This is a genomic window from Gracilimonas sediminicola, from assembly GCF_024320785.1.
In the GTDB taxonomy this organism is placed as follows: Bacteria; Bacteroidota; Rhodothermia; order Balneolales; family Balneolaceae; genus Gracilimonas; species Gracilimonas sediminicola.
The window spans coordinates 697,456-713,803 of sequence record NZ_JANDBC010000001.1 but is presented as its reverse complement, the minus strand read 5'-3'; the positions used below and the strand labels follow the sequence as shown (position 1 = coordinate 713,803).

The following is a 16,348-nucleotide window of genomic DNA, read 5'->3' as shown; positions in this document are numbered from 1 at the left end:
TTCTTAATTCCGGATAGCCAAAATTACCAGCCGCCGCTGGCACCGCCGCCGCCGGAGCTGAAGCCTCCACCGCCGCCAAAACCACCGAAGCCGCCACCACCGCCTCCGAAGGAACTGCCTCCGCCGCTGCCAAATCCTCCGCCAAAGAAGATAATACCGTTGGAGCCAAGAGAGTGCCGGCGACCACCTTTTCCTCCTTTCCCTTTAGAAACCAGGAAGAAAATGAGGATGATAAAAAGGATGATCAGGTCAATGGGAATGCCCTCATCGTCGGAAGAAGTTCTGCGTTCCGGAAACCCTTCAAACTCACCGGCAGCTAAATCAATAAGAATATCCGTAGCCTGGTTCAGTCCGCCATAGAAATCCCCGGCGCGGAAGCTCGGGGTCATTACATCATTGATAATCCGGTTTGCCATGATATCGGGGATAGCACCTTCCAGTCCATATCCAACTTCGATGCGCATTTCCCGGTCCTGTTCAGAAATCAAAATTAAAACGCCATTATTGCGCTGCTCATACTGTATATCCCAGGAGTTGAATAGATTGGTAGCTACATCTTCAATGGGGTAATTCTGCAGGCTTTCAATGGTTGCAATCACAAAAGCATTGGTTGTGGTATCACGGTAGCTGCGCAGTTTATTCTCAAGCCGTCGTTCTTCAGAAGAAGAGAGCATATCGGCAAAGTCATTCACCATTCCGGTGGGGCGGTCCGGCAAAAAATCCTGACTGAATGCGCTTACGGTTAAACTTAAAAATAGGAACAGGCTTAATAATCTACGCATCGCTCTCGTCTTGTTTGTCTTCCTTAGTATAGCTGATCTGATTTGAAAGCTCATTCACATCGTCTTTTTGATAAGGAAAATATTCTTTGAGTTTTTGCCCGATTTGCAGGATCACTTCACTTAAACCGGTTTCATAGTCTTCTTTTTTAAAGTAGTCGAGAATTAGTTTGAGTTCCTCTTCCCAAAATTCCTGTCCCACTTTTTCGTGGATACCCTGATCTCCCCAAATGGCAACCTTGTGATCTTTCCAGGCCACATAAACGATCACACCGTTTCGTAATTCGGTTTCGTGCATCTTCAGCTCGCCAAAGACTTCCTGCGCCCGCTGTAAGGGAGATTCAGCACTGCACTTTTTTTCGATGTGAACCCTGATTTCTCCGGAGGTTTCTTTCTCTGCCTCCTTAATAGATTCAATAATTGATTTTTCCTGCTCTTCGGTAAGAAATTTGGCCATTGGTTTTTTAGTATTGAGATTTTAGACATAAGATTTAAGACTACTCCTTTGTCTTAAATCTCATGTCTTTTATCTAAAGTCTATATTTAATTGCTGAAATCTACGGTTGGGGCTTCCTGGGCTCCTTCATCGGCCTGGAAGTATTCCTTCTGCTCAAAGCCGGCGATGGAGGCAATCATACTAGCGGGGAACCGGCGTACTTTGGTGTTGTAAGCCTGCGCGGCCTGGTTAAAGCGCCGCCGTTCGGTGGCAATTCGGTTCTCGGTTCCTTCAAGTTGTGCCTGAAGGTCCCTGAAATTCTGATTGGCTTTTAATTCCGGATATCGTTCAACCGTTACCAATAACCGGGAGAGGGCGCCGCTTAACTGGCTCTGGGCTTCCTGGAATTGTTGGAAAGCCTGTGGATTGTTCAGGTCGCTGGCGTCAATATTTACAGAAGTGGCACGGCTGCGTGCTTCAATTACTTCAGTCAGGGTTTCAGACTCAAAATCTGCAGCACCGCGAACCGTATTTACGAGATTAGGAATGAGGTCGGCACGGCGTTGATATTGATTTTCTACCTGAGCCCAGGCGCTGTTTACATTTTCTTCCTGGGAAACCAGGCTGTTATTAACGCTGATTCCATAAAAAACGAAGAGTGCAATAACTCCGAGAATAATCCAAAATTTAGCTTTCATGAGTAGTGATTTAGTTGTTTATTTATCGCCCTGCTACGGACTGAATTATATTAAGGTTCAAAGACTTTCAAAGGTCTGAAATTTCATTCCAACAATAATCAAAAACTGTTCCATTGTCACAACTGAATCCTAAATTCATTTATTTTGACTTAGATGACACGCTCCTTGATCACAAAAAGGCAGAACAAGCCGGACTCAGAGATGTGCATCAGCATTTTGATATGTTTAATGGTATTTCGGAAGACAACCTTCTGGAAACCTATCATCATATAAACAAAGGATTATGGGAAGAATACGGGCGGGGAGAAATTGACAGGCATGAACTACACCGGCGCCGATTTTCTGAGACCTTTCAGGAACTTGGCCTGGATGAGAATATGCATGAAGAAGCCGGTAAAGTTTATATGAATTATTACCGGAATCATTGGGAATGGATTGCTGGTGCCAGAGAAGCGTATGTAGCAGTAGCTGAAAAATATGAAGTAGGTATCATCACCAATGGATTTGCTGAAACCCAGCGCCTGAAAATTGATCAGTTTAATTTAAAAGAGACCGCCCGTCAAATTGTCATTTCTGAGGATGTTGGGGTGATGAAGCCGGATCCCAGAATCTTTGACCATTCCACAAAGTTAGCCGGGGTGAATCGGGAAGATATTCTGTATGTGGGAGATTCCTTCACGTCCGATGTGGTGGGTGGTTCCAAAGCAAACTGGAAAGTAGCCTGGTACACCCAAACACCGATTGAGCAAGGCTATAAGTTAGCCGACTTAATTTTCGATGATTTTGATGAGCTTCTGAATAAGCTTGGGATCTGACTCGCTGGTTAATGCATCATTGCATGTCCGCCGGTCATCATGGAATACCCGCGCCAGATCAATAACAAACCAATGATAATGGCAAAATAGGAAGAGAAGGGGCGTAATTTAGATCGAAGCTTTGGAGAGATAAATCCCGGAGCCATATTCATCATCAACATCACAGGCAGGGTACCCAATCCAAACAATGCCATGTAAAGAGCACTGTGAAAGGTAGTCGATGTAATTAAAGCAGCTGCAAGAGCGGTTACCACAAATCCGCAGGGGAGGAAGCCATTCAGCAATCCTATAAAGAACGATGAAAATCGTGAATTGCTTTTGTACAGGCCGGAAATATGTCGGGTTATTCTTGTGGTGAAATCCGTATAAACCGAACTTACTTTAGCGGGAAGTTTTATGTGAGGAAAAACCGCGAATACAATGACGAGCACCCCAAGTACTATAGACAGCGCATTTTGGTATCCGGCAATAGTTGCGCCCAGACCTAAAATCCCAAACACAAAGCCTATAAATGCATAGGTAAGTATGCGTCCCAGGTTATAGAGTATCCCCCGAAACAGCATGGCTCCGGTTGACCGATTTTGGCCCGGTATAGCTAATGCAATGGGACCGCACATGCCAATGCAGTGAAAACTGCCTAAAAGCCCCAAGGTAAAACCGGTCCAGAGTTCCATGTATCACAGTTATATGAAAATATTCTTCTCTTCTATGTACAGCAGAGAATCAGATTGCCACTCTACGGTTAGCTTCCATCGGCCTTCCTCAAACTCACCCACGGGTATTGATTGCCGGCCTTCCTGATCAAGGTTGAGCTTATATCTTTTATCCAACTCGGGGTTATTGGGTCGATAGAATGTAACGTTACCGGAGAGGGAATCTGTTAGAATTTCTTTCGGGAACATCAGCTTGATGGAAACCGTGGGTTCATCGAAGAGTACCACAACCGGATTTTCGAGGTTTTCTGCCCGCTGCTTTTTATCGATGGTCTGCTGGTACTCAACGCCTTCCTGATAATGATCATTGGATACAAGGTAAAAGTCCAGCGAGATGAGGTAGCTTACTACACTCAAAGTGGCAATCACAAATAAGGTAACCGCCAATACAATTCCGGTTCCCCAGTTAAATTTTTTCATAGGATTAATTATTGCTGTTGCTTGCCGGACCTAAAAATCCGGAGGTTATGGTTTCAAGTTTTTCGCCATTTGAGTATACACCAAAGGTAAGTTCGGTTTGCGATCCGGATAGTTCACTCTCCGGTAGTTTCACTAAAAAACGCCCTTCGGCAGAATTTTGGGAAGGAATAATATCCACATTTCCAAGCGATACAATTTCCCCTTCGGGGCTTTCAAGTCGTAGCTCGAAGTCAAGATCTTCAAAGGTTTTGTTCAGTACTTTGAGGTTATAAATATTGCTGTACATATTGTTTGGAAGTTCCTGGTATAAAGTTCCGGGCTCACGCAAAATAGAAGTCTCCGTGTTCGGACGTAAGGTTAGCAGCGTAATGAATGTGGCTAACAGAACAATCAGAATGCCTGAATAACCGGCAACCCGTGGGGTAAGTACTTTTTGTTCTCCTTCTTTGATTGCGTTCTCCGAAGAGTACCGGATAAGTCCCCTGGGTTTATCAATCTTGTCCATTACAGAATCACAGGCATCAATACATGCGGTACAATGCACACACTCAAGTTGAGTCCCGTTACGGATGTCGATTCCCATCGGGCAAACCTTCACGCATTGGTAACAGTCAATACAGTCACCAAAAGTTTCATTGGCGCTGAAGCCTAAATCTTCGAGTGTGGCTTTTCGGTTTTCCAGCTGATACCGGTCTTTAACGCTGGCCCGGGTTTCTCCACGTTTGTAATCGTACATCACGTTGATGGAGTTATTGTCGAGCATCACGGATTGCATCCGTCCATACGGGCACACAAAATGACAAACCTGTTCTCTCATAAATGCAAATACGCCGTAAAAGACCCCGCTGAAAATAATCATGGAGCTTAAACCGGCAAGATGTTCAGAAGGTGGATCTGTGATGATTTCAAACAACTGATCGGGGCCGATAATGTAAGCCAGGAACATATTCGAAATCAGGAAGGCAATGCCAAAGAAGACTCCGTGTTTGGTCGTCTTTTTCCAGATTTTCTCAAAATTCCAGGGCTTTTTGTTGAGCCGGATTTGGTCAGCGGCATCTCCCTCAATCCAGTATTCTATTCGTCGGAAAACCATTTCCATAAAAATGGTTTGGGGGCAAGCCCATCCGCACCAAAGTCGGCCAAAGATGGTGGTAAACAGAACCACAAACAGGATAAAGGCCAGCATCCCAAAAACGAGCAGATGCAGATCCTGCGGCCAGAAAGCAACCCCGAAGATTACAAATTTGCGCTCAATGATATTCAGCAGCAACAGGGGATTACCGTTAATGGTGATAAACGGTCCGGAGAAGAAAAAGGCAAGTAAAAGTACAGCCACCACATTGCGTGCTTTGTAATGCCTGCCGCTTGGTTTTTTTGGATAAATCCAGTTGCGCTTGCCTTCCTCGCTAACGGTAGCAAGGTGGTCGCGAAACTGTTTCTTATCTATTCTTCTTTTTTCCTCTAACGATGCCATGTTCTTCGCTCTCGTTTATTCGACCTCAAATAATGCCCTAATGTATTTTTCTTTTGTGATGATTTTATGAATGTGATAAAGTGATAGGGTGATGAAGTGATAAGTAGGCTTTTGTTAATTATGATGGCCTACTTATCACTCACACAATTATGGTTTATGAACTAAAATGGTTCAAGCGTCCGCTTGCGCTATTATCCGCATGCTTCACTTATCACTCATCACTTTATCATTAAAATCACTCAATTGTACAGGGTTGAGCGCGGCTCATGTCAGCGGCTTTTGCCCCGGCAGGGTCGGTTCCCTGTATGGAGGCAATATAGCTGATCAGGCTTTGGACCTTTTCGTTCGACATGGGTGCGCCACTTCCGTAGGCAATCATTCCTTTATCCGGAAAGCCTTCGATGATACTGGCAGCCATTTCATCAGCAGAGCAACCGTGGATCCAGAGATCGTCGGTGAGGTTAGGGCCAACAAGTCCTTCGCCATTACTGCCGTGGCAGGTGTAGCAAAGGTTGTTGTTACTCATAAAGATTTCCTTCCCTTCCTCAATTCTGGCCTCGTCATCGAGGTACGCCCAGGTAAAGTCAGACTCACCCTGAGGTTCTGTACCACCGCCACTGTCCAGGTTGTACTTTTCCTCGGCGGCAGCCATTTCCATCTCGTAGAGTTCTTCCTGAGAAGGACCACCCAGCATATAATAATACACCATGTAGCCTACACCCCACGCAATGGTGAAGTAGAACAACCATAACCACCAAACAGGCATATGATTGTCCAGTTCACGGATTCCATCGTACTCGTGGTCGAGTAGCAGATCTTTTTCGTCGTCTAATATTTTCATTGCTCTGATTGGTTATAGTTCATCTTGTCGTCTTCGAGGGGGAGGCGTGCGGCATCATCCCAATGATGTTTTCCTTTCTTGATCAGGTAAATCAACATGACCACAAAAAAGGTGAAAAACAGAATGAGGGAGATGCTCGGGTAAATCCCAATATCTTCGATCGCACGTAATACATTCTTGTACATGATTACTCCTCCTGCGGTTTGAAGTTTGCCTGGATACGGTCGCTGGATGGAAGTGACTCCCAGGGGTTTTCTTCCCCTTTAATGTCAACTCCCAGCCGCTGCATGTAGGCAATAATGGCGATGATTTTCTTGTCGGAAGTGATCTGAATTCCTTCAATCTGATCAAAGCCATTTTCTTTCAACCCTTGGGTTATTTCCTGAGCCTGTGCCTCCAGATCGCGAATGGCAATTTCTTCATAGCCTTCCACATAAGGCACGCCTACACTTCTGAGCGCATTAATACGAGCCGGAATGGATTCTTTGTCCATATCCTGAGTGAAGAGCCATGGATACGCCGGCATGATGGAGCCCGGTGAAGTAGACGTCGGGTCATACATGTGACGCACGTGCCAGGAATCCGGATACTTGCCGCCTAAACGGTGCAGGTCGGGGCCGGTACGTTTTGATCCCCATAAGTGTGGGTGATCGTAAACAAACTCACCGGCTTTGGAATATTCGCCGTAACGCTCGGTTTCGGAGCGGAAAGGACGAATCATCTGCGAGTGGCAGTTATTACAACCTTCGGCGATGTAAATATCACGGCCTTCAATTTCCAGCGGAGTGTAAGGCTTCACGCTTTCAATGGTAGGCACATTTGATTTCACAAGAGCCGTTGGGACGTATTCCACAATACCGCCAATCAAAATTACAACCAATACCAATACTGTCATTTGGATCGGGCGGGACTCAAGGCGACGGTGCCAGCTTTCTTTATGTCCCTCTGCCGGGTTAATGATTGCCTGAGCTTCATCCACTTCAGATTTCTCCAACGAACCCTGGCGGGCAGTTTTAAAGATATTATAGCTACCGATAGCTGCTCCTATAATGAAGAGCGTTCCTCCTACCGCACGCAGCGCATACATGGGGATGATCTGAGTTACGGTTTCCAGGAAGTTTGGATATTGCAGAAGACCTTCAGCAGTGAATTGTTTCCACATCAAACTTTGAGTGATTCCACCCCAGTACATAGGGATCACATAGAAGATGGCACCAAGTGTAGCAAACCAGAAGTGGACGTTGGCCAGCTTCACAGAATAAAGCTTGGTCTTGTAGATCTTCGGTGTAATGTAATACAGCATCGCAAAGGTTAAACCACCATTCCAGAGCAGGGCACCGTTATGCACATGACCGATAATGTAATCGGAGTAGTGAGCAATGGCATTTACGTTAGCGATGGAAAGCATGGGGCCTTCAAAAGTAACCATACCGTAAGCGGTAACACCCACTACGAGGAATTTGAGAACGGGATCTTCACGAACCCGATCCCAGGCTCCGCGAAGGGTAAGCAAACCGTTAAGCATACCACCCCAGCTGGGTGCAATCAGCATTAAACTGAAAACCGTACCCAAGGCCTGCGCCCATCCCGGCAGTGCAGTATAAAGCAGGTGATGAGGTCCGGCCCAGATATAAATGAAAATCAGTGACCAGAAGTGAACGATCGATAACCGATAGGAAAAAATAGGTCGATTCGCTGCTTTCGGGATGAAATAATACATAATCCCCAAAAAGGGCGTGGTAAGGAAGAATGCCACCGCATTGTGACCATACCACCACTGAACCAGGGCATCCTGAACACCGGCGTAAATCGGATAACTTTTCAGGAAAGTGGCCGGCATTTCAAAAGAGTTAACCACGTGCAGTACAGCCACGGTGATAAAAGTAGCAATGTAGAACCAAATGGCTACGTACAGGTGTTTTTCACGACGCTTGAGGATGGTCATGATCATGTTAATACCGAAAATCACCCAAATAAGAGTGATGGCGATATCAATAGGCCATTCCAGCTCAGCATATTCCTTACTGGTGTTAATCCCGAAAGGAAGGGTTAATACGGCCGAAACAATAATAGCCTGCCAGCCCCAAAAGTGAATATTACTGAGTTTCTCACTCCACATACTGGCTTTACAAAGCCGTGGAAGTGAATAATAGACCCCGTAAAATATGGCGTTTCCGGCAAAGGCGAAGATCACAGCATTGGTATGCAGCGGTCGCAGCCGGCCATAAGACAGCTCCGGTATAAAGCCGAGGAAGTCCGGATAAATTAGTTTCAGGGCGATGGTTAGCCCAACGATAAACCCGATTAAGCCCCAGATGATAGTGGCTATCCCGAATTTCCGGACGATTTCGTTATCGTAATGAAAGGTTTCTAATGATGACATTACTCATCCCGATTTTTGTGGTTAGTTGTTTTTTTGTTTGAATTCGTATCGTCAAAAAGTACCCGCATCGATGGAGTGTACTGATCGTCGAACTGTCCGCTTTTCACTGCCCAGAAAAACAATCCCAGGAAGATTAAAGCGACCATTAAACTGAAGGCAATAAGCAGGTAAATTACTTCCATATAGCCAGCCCCAGTTTTTGCGCTTTATAGCGCGTGGTTAAAAAGGTAAATACCATCACACTGATAGAACTGAGCGGCATCAGAATGGCTGCCACTAATGGGGAAAGATGACCCGTGATGGCAAAGCCCAGTCCTACCGTGTTGTATAAAAGTGAAAGCACAAAACTCATGATGATGATATTCATGCTTCCCTGTGAAAATTCGATAAAGCTGTTCAGTTTTTTAAGAGACTTTCCTTCCAGGATGGCATCGCAGGCCGGGGAGAAGGAGCTGATGTCGTCAGAAAGGGCGATACCAAAATCACTTTGTTTTAAAGCCCCGGCATCATTCAATCCATCCCCGATCATTACCACCTTTTGATGCTCTTTCTGAAGCTGCTTTATAAATTCCAGTTTTTCTTCCGGTGATTTGTTGAATAGCAGGGATTGTTGCTCTGTAAAATATCCTTCAAATTCTTCTTTCTGGGTTTCGTTATCACCGGAAATGAGATAAGTGAGAAATCTCGTCTTCAGAGATTGAAGGAGATCAGATACACCCACCCTGAACCCGGCTCTAATCCCAAAGTATCCAAGATATTCACCGTCAATGGAGGCATGTGCAACCGAACCGTTGAAATCTGATTCCGGAATTTCGGACAGGGGAGTTTTAGTCTGTTCAGCCAGAAATGCGCGAGAGCCAATGCAAATAAATCGCCCATCAACACAAGCAAAAATTCCCTTCCCGGATACTTCATAAAAGCTCTCAGGTTTCAGGGAATTCTGAGCGTTCTTCCCGATGAAATCAGTAATTTTTCGGCTTATGGGGTGAACCGATTGTTTACAGGTAGAATATATCAGCGCCTTTTCAGTTTCAGTTAAGTTCATCCCTCTGAATACTACATTGGCTTCTTCTTTATTGGTAAGCGTGCCGGTCTTGTCAAATACCACAGCACCGGCTTTGGATAGATTTTCGAGCAAAAGGTGGTTTTTGACGAAAAGACCGTTCAGTGACAATACATTTAAAGCCGATCCTAATGTGAACGGAGTGGATAGCGCGAGGGCACAGGGGCAGGCAATAATCAATACGGCTGTAAAAACCGAGAGGGCCATTTCCATGCCTGCAGCCTGCAGCCAATACATTCCTGCAAATGCAGAAATCCCCAAAACAGATACTGTAAAATAGGGACTGATTCGGTCGGCAAAGCTTGTAAGCTTGAGCTCTTTCTCATTGTTGGTGAAGGCATCATGGTTCCACAGCTTGGTGAGATAGCTGTTTTCAACTTCTTCTTCGGTTTTGAACGATGCAGAAGTGCCAATCAATTTAGCCCCGGCATAGATCAACTCGCCTTGTGAAACTTCAACCGGGTCGGACTCACCGGTAATAAAACTGTAATCCACATAAGCTTTTTCGGATAGCAGGGTGGAGTCGCAAGGCACCAGTTCCTGATTACGTAGTCTGATTTCCATTCCGGGAACCAGCTTATCCAGCGAAACTGATTTCTCAGCACCGAAAGTGTCGGTAACGTTCACGGCAATGGGAAGGTAGGATTTATAGTCGCGGTTGAATGACAGGCGGTTAAACGTTTTCTGCTGAACCAATTTCCCGATCAATAAAAAGAAAATGAGTCCGGTAAAAGAATCCATGTAGCCGGTTCCGGTGCCGGTCACAATCTCATAGACACTTCTTCCAAAAAGAGCGATGATACCTATGGAAATAGGAACGTCCAGGTTCACCCCTCGCTGACTCAAAGCCGCAAATGCGGATTTCAGGTAATCGCTGCTGCTATAAATAAGCACCGGCAGGGCGAGTATGATATTCAAAACCCCAAAAAAGACATGAAACTGCCCGCCAAGTCCGCTGTTGCCCACATCCAGGTAATCCGGGAAACTGAAGAGCATAATGTTTCCGAAGGCGAAGCCCGCTACTCCCAGCTTCAGCCACAACGATCGATTTTGGTGCGATTTGGAGGTTGTGGCATCCAGCTTGTCGAGCCGGATTTCCGGCTCGTACCCAATAGTGGTTAATTGCTCAACAACTTTACGCAGGGACGTAGATTCGGTATCAATAAGTACATCCAGCTCACGCTTTAGAAAATTGACTTTGGTTTGCAGAATGCCGGAATCCAGTTTTTGCAGATTTTCAAGCAGCCAAACACAAGAGGTGCAGTGAATATTCGGGATGTATAAAGAAACAGAGAGCTGCTGCTGGTTTTGAAAATCGGCTATCCGTGAAATCACCTCTTCATCTTCCAGATAATCAAACCGGGTGCGGGAGCGGGTATTTCGGAGGTTGATGCCGGGATTGCTTTCAAGGTCGTAGTAGGAGCAGAGTCCGCTTTCGTCCAGAATTTGGAAGGCCGTCCGGCAGCCGGTACAACAAAAGGGCTTGTCCTGAGAGCGTACTGTTGATTCATGACATACTTCTCCGCAGTGGTAGCATACTTCTGTAGTTGATATGGTTGGAGCCGCCTTTACCATTATTTCAAAGAAGGAACTCCGTTAGAAAATTGCAAACGCAAGTCAAACCAATTCTGTGACATCTGCTTATCAACCTCATCGAAGGTGGTGTCTTTAAGCCACTGTTCTATTTTCTTTCGTTCCTTCGACCAGAATGCATGAAAAGGGCAGGGTTCGACATGGCCGCACCCCTCAATTCCCATAAAGCATTTATTAAAAAACTCGACTCCATCGATGGCAGCGATTACATCCATAAGTGTTATTTGATCCACCGGCCTGGCTAAATACACCCCACCGTTTAGTCCTCTTCGGGAGTTAAGGATGCCAGGTTCTTTGAGCTTGGCCAGTATCTGAGAAAGATAGGCCGTTGGGCAGTTCAGAGATTTTGATAAATGGGAAGCCGACACCACACCCTCATCATCCGAACTTTTAGATATCGCTATGATGGCCGAGATGGCATATTGAGCCCCCTGTGATATTAACCGCATAGGAGATTATTAAATGAATATTCATATTCTAATATCAATATTAGATTTTAAGAAGTTTTCAGATGCCGATCAACAAGTGAAGGAGTAATTTTTGTATTTAGAATTTTTTTAAACACCGGATCTCTTAAAAGAATATTCACATTTGATGATTATCATAAGCGAAATTAAAATTTAAGGCATTACCTATGATCGAATATCAGATAGCAGACGAAGCAGTAAAGGCTATTAATTCAGGAGACCGTGTATTTGTACATGGGGTATCAGCCACGCCGGTACCTTTAGTAAAAGCAATGACCAACCGCCACAGCGAGCTCAAAGATGTGGAAGTAATTCATTTACACACCGAAGGTCCGGCCCCGTACTCTGATCCCGAATACAAAGACAGCTTTTTTGTAAATGCACTTTTCGTTGGGGCCAATGTAAGGAAGGCTGTTAATGAAGGGCGCGGGGATTACGTTCCGGTATTTCTGAGTGAGGTTCCAAACCTGTTCCGAAATAACATATTACCACTGGATGTAGCTTTGGTTCACGTTTCCCCACCGGATAGCCATGGTTATTGTTCGCTTGGGGTTTCGGTGGATGCAGCGGTGGCTGCGGTTCAGTCGGCTCGGTATGTAATAGCACAGGTGAATCCCAATATGCCACGAACGCATGGTGATGGCCTGATACACGTAAACGAAATTGATGCTTTGGTACAAACCAACGATCCACTACCCGAACAAGTGGCACCGGAACCCAACGAGGCTGAACTCAAAATCGGGAAGTATTGTGCAGAACTGATTGACGATGGCGCAACGATGCAAATGGGGATTGGAGCCATCCCTAATGCGGTATTAAAAAGCCTGACGAATCATAAGGACCTCGGCGTACACACAGAAATGTTTTCGGACGGAGTGATAGAGCTGGTTGAAAAAGGAATCATTAACGGTAGAAAGAAGAAAATTCACCCCGGTAAAATTGTAAGCGGCTTTGTGATGGGATCCAAAAAAACCTACGATTTTATAGATGATAATCCGGCCGTGGCCATGCTCGATATCGCCTATATCAATGATACCGCTGTGATTCGCCGAAATCCAAAAGTGACGGCCATCAACAGCGCGGTAGAGGTGGACTTAACGGGACAGGTATGTGCAGATTCTATCGGAACCTATCATTACTCAGGGGTTGGCGGACAAATGGATTTCATACGGGGAGCTTCACTTTCGCCGGGAGGTAAGCCCATCATTGCGCTGCCATCAACAACGAATAAAGGAATCAGCCGAATTGTTCCTTTTTTAAAGCAGGGAGCCGGAGTAGTAACAACCCGGGCACACGTTCACTACGTGGTAACAGAATATGGAGTGGCCAATTTGTATGGAAAGAATCTATGCCAGCGTGCAAAAGCTTTGACCGGAATTGCGCATCCCGATCACCGTGAAGAACTGGAGAAAGCGATCCACGAACGGTTCAATAAAAAATAGAAAGGCGGCAAGTGAGTTAGAGCCTTTTCACAAATAATCGTACCTTTGGACTTTCTGAAACCATAACGCTTCAATCACTCCATCGGAATGTCGCAAACAACGATTCAAGAACCGGAAGTAACGCTCGAACTGGCCGAGGAACATGGCCTGAATGCAGAAGAATTTGAAATGATAAAAACCCGGTTAGGTCGGGTACCAACGTTTACGGAACTGGGCGTTTATTCGGTGATGTGGAGTGAACATTGTTCGTATAAAAATTCCATCGTTGAGCTAAAAAAACTACCGAGCGAAGGTGAAAACCTGTTGGTTGGAGCCGGTGAAGAAAATGCCGGATTGGTGGATTTAGGTGATGGACTCGGTTGCGCCTTCAAGATTGAGAGTCATAATCACCCGTCGGCTATTGAACCCTATCAGGGAGCGGCAACGGGAGTGGGTGGTATTCATCGCGATATCTTCACGATGGGAGCCCGCCCGGTGGCAAGCCTGAATTCTCTGCGGTTTGGTTCGATGGAAAACCCCCGCGTTCGTTATCTGCTGGACGGTGTGGTTCGGGGAATCGGAGATTACGGAAATTCATTCGGCGTACCGGTCATTGCAGGAGAAGTTTGCTTTGACGAAAGCTATGAAGGCAATCCGCTGGTTAACGCCATGAGTATCGGACTGGTGAAAGAGGGAGAGACCGCATCCGCCATTTCAAAAGGACTTGGAAACCCGGTAATTATTGTAGGGGCAAGTACCGGCCGGGATGGTATTCACGGTGCCACTTTTGCTTCCGAAGAAATCAGTGAAGAAAGTGAAGCCAAACGACCGAGCGTTCAGGTAGGCGATCCTTTTACCGAAAAGCTATTACTTGAAGCCAGCCTGGAAGTGCTGAAAACCGGGGCTGTAATTGGTATGCAGGATATGGGGGCGGCTGGAATCGCGTGCTCAACGTCCGAGATGACAGCCAAAGGCGGACAGGGAATGAAAATTGATCTGGACAAAGTGCCAGCCCGTGAAGATGGTATGACGGCTTATGAGTTACTGCTTTCAGAAAGTCAGGAGCGCATGCTCATTGTTGCCGAGAAAGGACGTGAGCAGGAGGTCATTGATGTATATGAAAAATGGGACCTGCACGGAGTAGTGATCGGTGAAGTTGTGGATACCGAGAATGTAACCTACTGGAAAGACGGCGAGATTAAAGCCGACATTCCGGCGGAACACCTGGTGCTGGGAGGAGGAGCTCCTCAGTATATCCGGGAAACGAAGAAGCCGGCTTACCTTGATGAAGTTCAGAACTTTGATATTGATTCCCTGGAGCATCATGATAATTATTCGGAAACGGTAACCCGGTTGCTTGGCTCGCCGAATATTGCATCCAAGCGCTGGGTGCATGAGCAGTACGACACCATGGTTCGCACCAATACCGTAACCGGTCCCGGAGCTTCTGATTCCGGGGTGATTCGCATCAAAGGAAGTAACAAAGGATTGGTGGCCAAAACCGATTGTAATGGCCGGTATGTATATCTGAATCCTCGTAAAGGAGGGCAAATCGCGGTGGCTGAATCGGCACGAAATGTAGTTTGTTCCGGCGCCAAACCCATGGCCATCACCAACTGCCTGAATTTTGGAAACCCGTATAAGCCGGAAGTGTACTGGACTTTCAAAGAAGCATTAGGCGGAATGGCCGATGCCTGCCGTACACTCAACACTCCGGTAACCGGTGGAAACGTGAGTTTCTATAATGAAAACCCGAACGGAGCTATTTTCCCGTCGCCTATCATCGGGATGTTAGGGGTGATTGAAGATGTGGAGAAACACCTGATGACGCCCGGCTTCAAAAAAGAAGGTGATATCGTCCTTTATATAGGAGCTGACCGAAAAGGGCTGGGTGGAAGTGAATACCTGAAGACCATCCATGAACTCACCACCGGTGACGCACCTGAAATAGATCTTAAGTTCGAAGCAAACCTTCAGCAGGCATTATTGACTGCCATTCAAACCGGATTGATTACCGCCGCCCATGATGTATCTGATGGCGGTTTGGCCATTGCCCTGGCAGAAATGGCTATCTTCGGGAAGAAAGGAGCAGAAGTTTCTGTGGAAACGATGAAAGGATCAACCCATGAAATTCTGTTTAGTGAAGCTCAGTCAGGAGTGGTCATTACTATTCCGGCAGCAGAATTGCAGACGGCCAAACACCACTTTGAAAAAGCCAACGTGCCCATGTTTGAATTAGGCGTGGTTAAAGGGGATTCCCTCGAAATCAAAAATTTGGTTTCACTGAACGTAGATGCCGCCGAGAAGACTTATGAAAGCGTGATCCCTAAAGCAATGGAAGCCTGATCAGATTTGAGCCGATCGGAAATGAGCTCGTTTATTTGAAATAGATAGAGCCGCCAGCTTGGGTACGGTGAAATTCTTGTCCAAAAACTCTTTAGGAGTGATTCCAATCACTTTTTTGAAGTCTTTGATCATATGGCTTTGATCAAAATAGCCTAAATCATACCCCGTTTCGGTGAGGCTGGCCCCGGAAAAAATTAACTGATTAAGCAAATAATTAAAGCGGATCAGGTTGGCATATTGTTTGGGTGAAAGTCCGGTGGCGTGCTTAAAATTCTTTTCAAGGGTAGATTTATGCATCCCGAAAGACTCACAGAATGCAGAGATGGTAACACCGCCCTGTCTTTTTATCACTTCGGCAATAAAAGCTGAAATTACATGATCCTGTCTTGGTTCTTTAACCTGAGTGACCAACCACGAGTTAATCTGATCAATAATTTTTGGAGCTGGTGTCTTTTTTAACGCCTCATCCATAGCGAGATCGGCTAATTCCGGCATTAGCTGCTGAAGGGGGTATCCCACTTCGCTTAATTCTTGCAGGCTAATTCCGGTTAGTTGTTGAATAGCCCCGGGCTTAAATCGCATTCCCAGGCATTTTGTAAACGGTTTTTGATATACCTTCACGGCTTTTCTGAATGCCGGGACCAAGCTGCAATACTCGACTAAATGCTTTTCATTGTTTTCCTCATCGTCTCTCAAATAATTCCCATTCAGCATAAAGATAACATCCGTGCTGCCGTCAGGAATTATGAAGTCAAAATCCTGTTCAAAATCATCAGGATGGAGCGTGCTTACCCAATAAGATTCTACAAGATGGCTGACAGAAACCGGCGCCGAATATTCAACATAATCCATAAAATGTGACTCCTCCTATGCTGTTCGTGTCTTTCAACGCAAAATAA

Annotated in this window: 16 protein-coding genes; 3 read left to right on the top strand and 13 right to left on the bottom strand. The window is 45.8% G+C overall.

What is annotated here, in order from left to right; all coding sequences use genetic code 11:
• Window positions 1-23 precede the first annotated feature (23 nt).
• The 3 genes from NM125_RS03300 to NM125_RS03290 form a co-directional block, all read right to left on the bottom strand.
• Entirely contained in the window at window positions 24-782 is a 759-nt protein-coding gene (locus tag NM125_RS03300) for a TPM domain-containing protein (protein ID WP_255132831.1), read from the bottom strand.
• Window positions 775-1,236 carry a TPM domain-containing protein gene (locus NM125_RS03295; RefSeq protein ID WP_255132829.1) on the bottom strand — a complete coding sequence of 154 codons (462 nt, stop codon included), beginning with the start codon at window positions 1,234-1,236 and terminating at the stop codon, window positions 775-777. Before NM125_RS03295 ends, NM125_RS03300 begins: the two co-directional genes overlap by 8 nt.
• Before the next feature lie 86 nt (window positions 1,237-1,322).
• Entirely contained in the window at window positions 1,323-1,913 is a 591-nt protein-coding gene (locus tag NM125_RS03290; RefSeq protein ID WP_255132827.1) for a LemA family protein, read from the bottom strand.
• Window positions 1,914-2,026: 113 nt separating this feature from the next.
• Here NM125_RS03290 and NM125_RS03285 point away from each other — a divergent pair, with 113 nt between their 5' ends.
• On the top strand, window positions 2,027-2,728 hold the full coding sequence (locus tag NM125_RS03285; RefSeq protein WP_255132825.1) for an HAD family hydrolase: 702 nt from the start codon (window positions 2,027-2,029) through the stop codon (window positions 2,726-2,728).
• An 8-nt stretch (window positions 2,729-2,736) separates the two neighbouring features.
• On the opposite strand, the gene NM125_RS03280 is transcribed toward NM125_RS03285, so the two are convergent.
• The 9 genes from NM125_RS03280 to NM125_RS03240 form a co-directional block, all read right to left on the bottom strand.
• Window positions 2,737-3,402: a sulfite exporter TauE/SafE family protein gene (locus NM125_RS03280; protein WP_255132824.1), complete on the bottom strand. Its 666-nt coding sequence runs from the start codon at window positions 3,400-3,402 to the stop codon at window positions 2,737-2,739.
• A gap of 9 nt (window positions 3,403-3,411) precedes the next feature.
• Window positions 3,412-3,861 carry a FixH family protein gene (locus tag NM125_RS03275; RefSeq protein ID WP_255132822.1) on the bottom strand — a complete coding sequence of 150 codons (450 nt, stop codon included), beginning with the start codon at window positions 3,859-3,861 and terminating at the stop codon, window positions 3,412-3,414.
• 4 nt (window positions 3,862-3,865) lie between these two features.
• Window positions 3,866-5,335, bottom strand: coding sequence for a cytochrome c oxidase accessory protein CcoG (gene ccoG / locus NM125_RS03270; protein WP_255132820.1), 1,470 nt, complete (start codon window positions 5,333-5,335; stop codon window positions 3,866-3,868).
• 235 nt (window positions 5,336-5,570) lie between these two features.
• A complete protein-coding gene (locus NM125_RS03265; protein ID WP_255132818.1) occupies window positions 5,571-6,176 on the bottom strand; it encodes a cbb3-type cytochrome c oxidase N-terminal domain-containing protein in 606 nt (201 codons plus the stop codon).
• Window positions 6,173-6,361: a cbb3-type cytochrome oxidase subunit 3 gene (locus NM125_RS03260; RefSeq protein WP_255132816.1), complete on the bottom strand. Its 189-nt coding sequence runs from the start codon at window positions 6,359-6,361 to the stop codon at window positions 6,173-6,175. Before NM125_RS03260 ends, NM125_RS03265 begins: the two co-directional genes overlap by 4 nt.
• A 2-nt stretch (window positions 6,362-6,363) precedes the next feature.
• Window positions 6,364-8,559 (bottom strand): cytochrome-c oxidase, cbb3-type subunit I, encoded by a 2,196-nt coding sequence (gene ccoN, locus NM125_RS03255; RefSeq protein WP_255132815.1) that lies wholly within the window; start codon window positions 8,557-8,559, stop codon window positions 6,364-6,366.
• On the bottom strand, window positions 8,559-8,741 hold the full coding sequence (ccoS, locus tag NM125_RS03250; RefSeq protein WP_255132812.1) for a cbb3-type cytochrome oxidase assembly protein CcoS: 183 nt from the start codon (window positions 8,739-8,741) through the stop codon (window positions 8,559-8,561). Before ccoS ends, ccoN begins: the two co-directional genes overlap by 1 nt.
• Entirely contained in the window at window positions 8,732-11,197 is a 2,466-nt protein-coding gene (locus tag NM125_RS03245; protein WP_255132810.1) for a heavy metal translocating P-type ATPase, read from the bottom strand. Before NM125_RS03245 ends, ccoS begins: the two co-directional genes overlap by 10 nt.
• Window positions 11,197-11,664 (bottom strand): RrF2 family transcriptional regulator, encoded by a 468-nt coding sequence (locus NM125_RS03240; RefSeq protein ID WP_255132808.1) that lies wholly within the window; start codon window positions 11,662-11,664, stop codon window positions 11,197-11,199. Before NM125_RS03240 ends, NM125_RS03245 begins: the two co-directional genes overlap by 1 nt.
• A 185-nt stretch (window positions 11,665-11,849) precedes the next feature.
• Between NM125_RS03240 and NM125_RS03235 the strand changes: the two genes are divergently transcribed.
• Complete coding sequence (locus NM125_RS03235; RefSeq protein ID WP_255132806.1) at window positions 11,850-13,124, top strand: acetyl-CoA hydrolase/transferase family protein; 1,275 nt, start codon at window positions 11,850-11,852, stop codon at window positions 13,122-13,124.
• Between the two features lie 87 nt (window positions 13,125-13,211).
• Window positions 13,212-15,449: a phosphoribosylformylglycinamidine synthase subunit PurL gene (gene purL, locus NM125_RS03230; RefSeq protein ID WP_255132804.1), complete on the top strand. Its 2,238-nt coding sequence runs from the start codon at window positions 13,212-13,214 to the stop codon at window positions 15,447-15,449.
• Here the strand turns inward: purL and NM125_RS03225 are convergent, their stop codons facing one another.
• Window positions 15,450-16,301, bottom strand: a complete 852-nt coding sequence (locus NM125_RS03225; protein WP_255132802.1) for a helix-turn-helix transcriptional regulator — start codon at window positions 16,299-16,301, stop codon at window positions 15,450-15,452.
• Window positions 16,302-16,348: the final 47 nt, after the last annotated feature.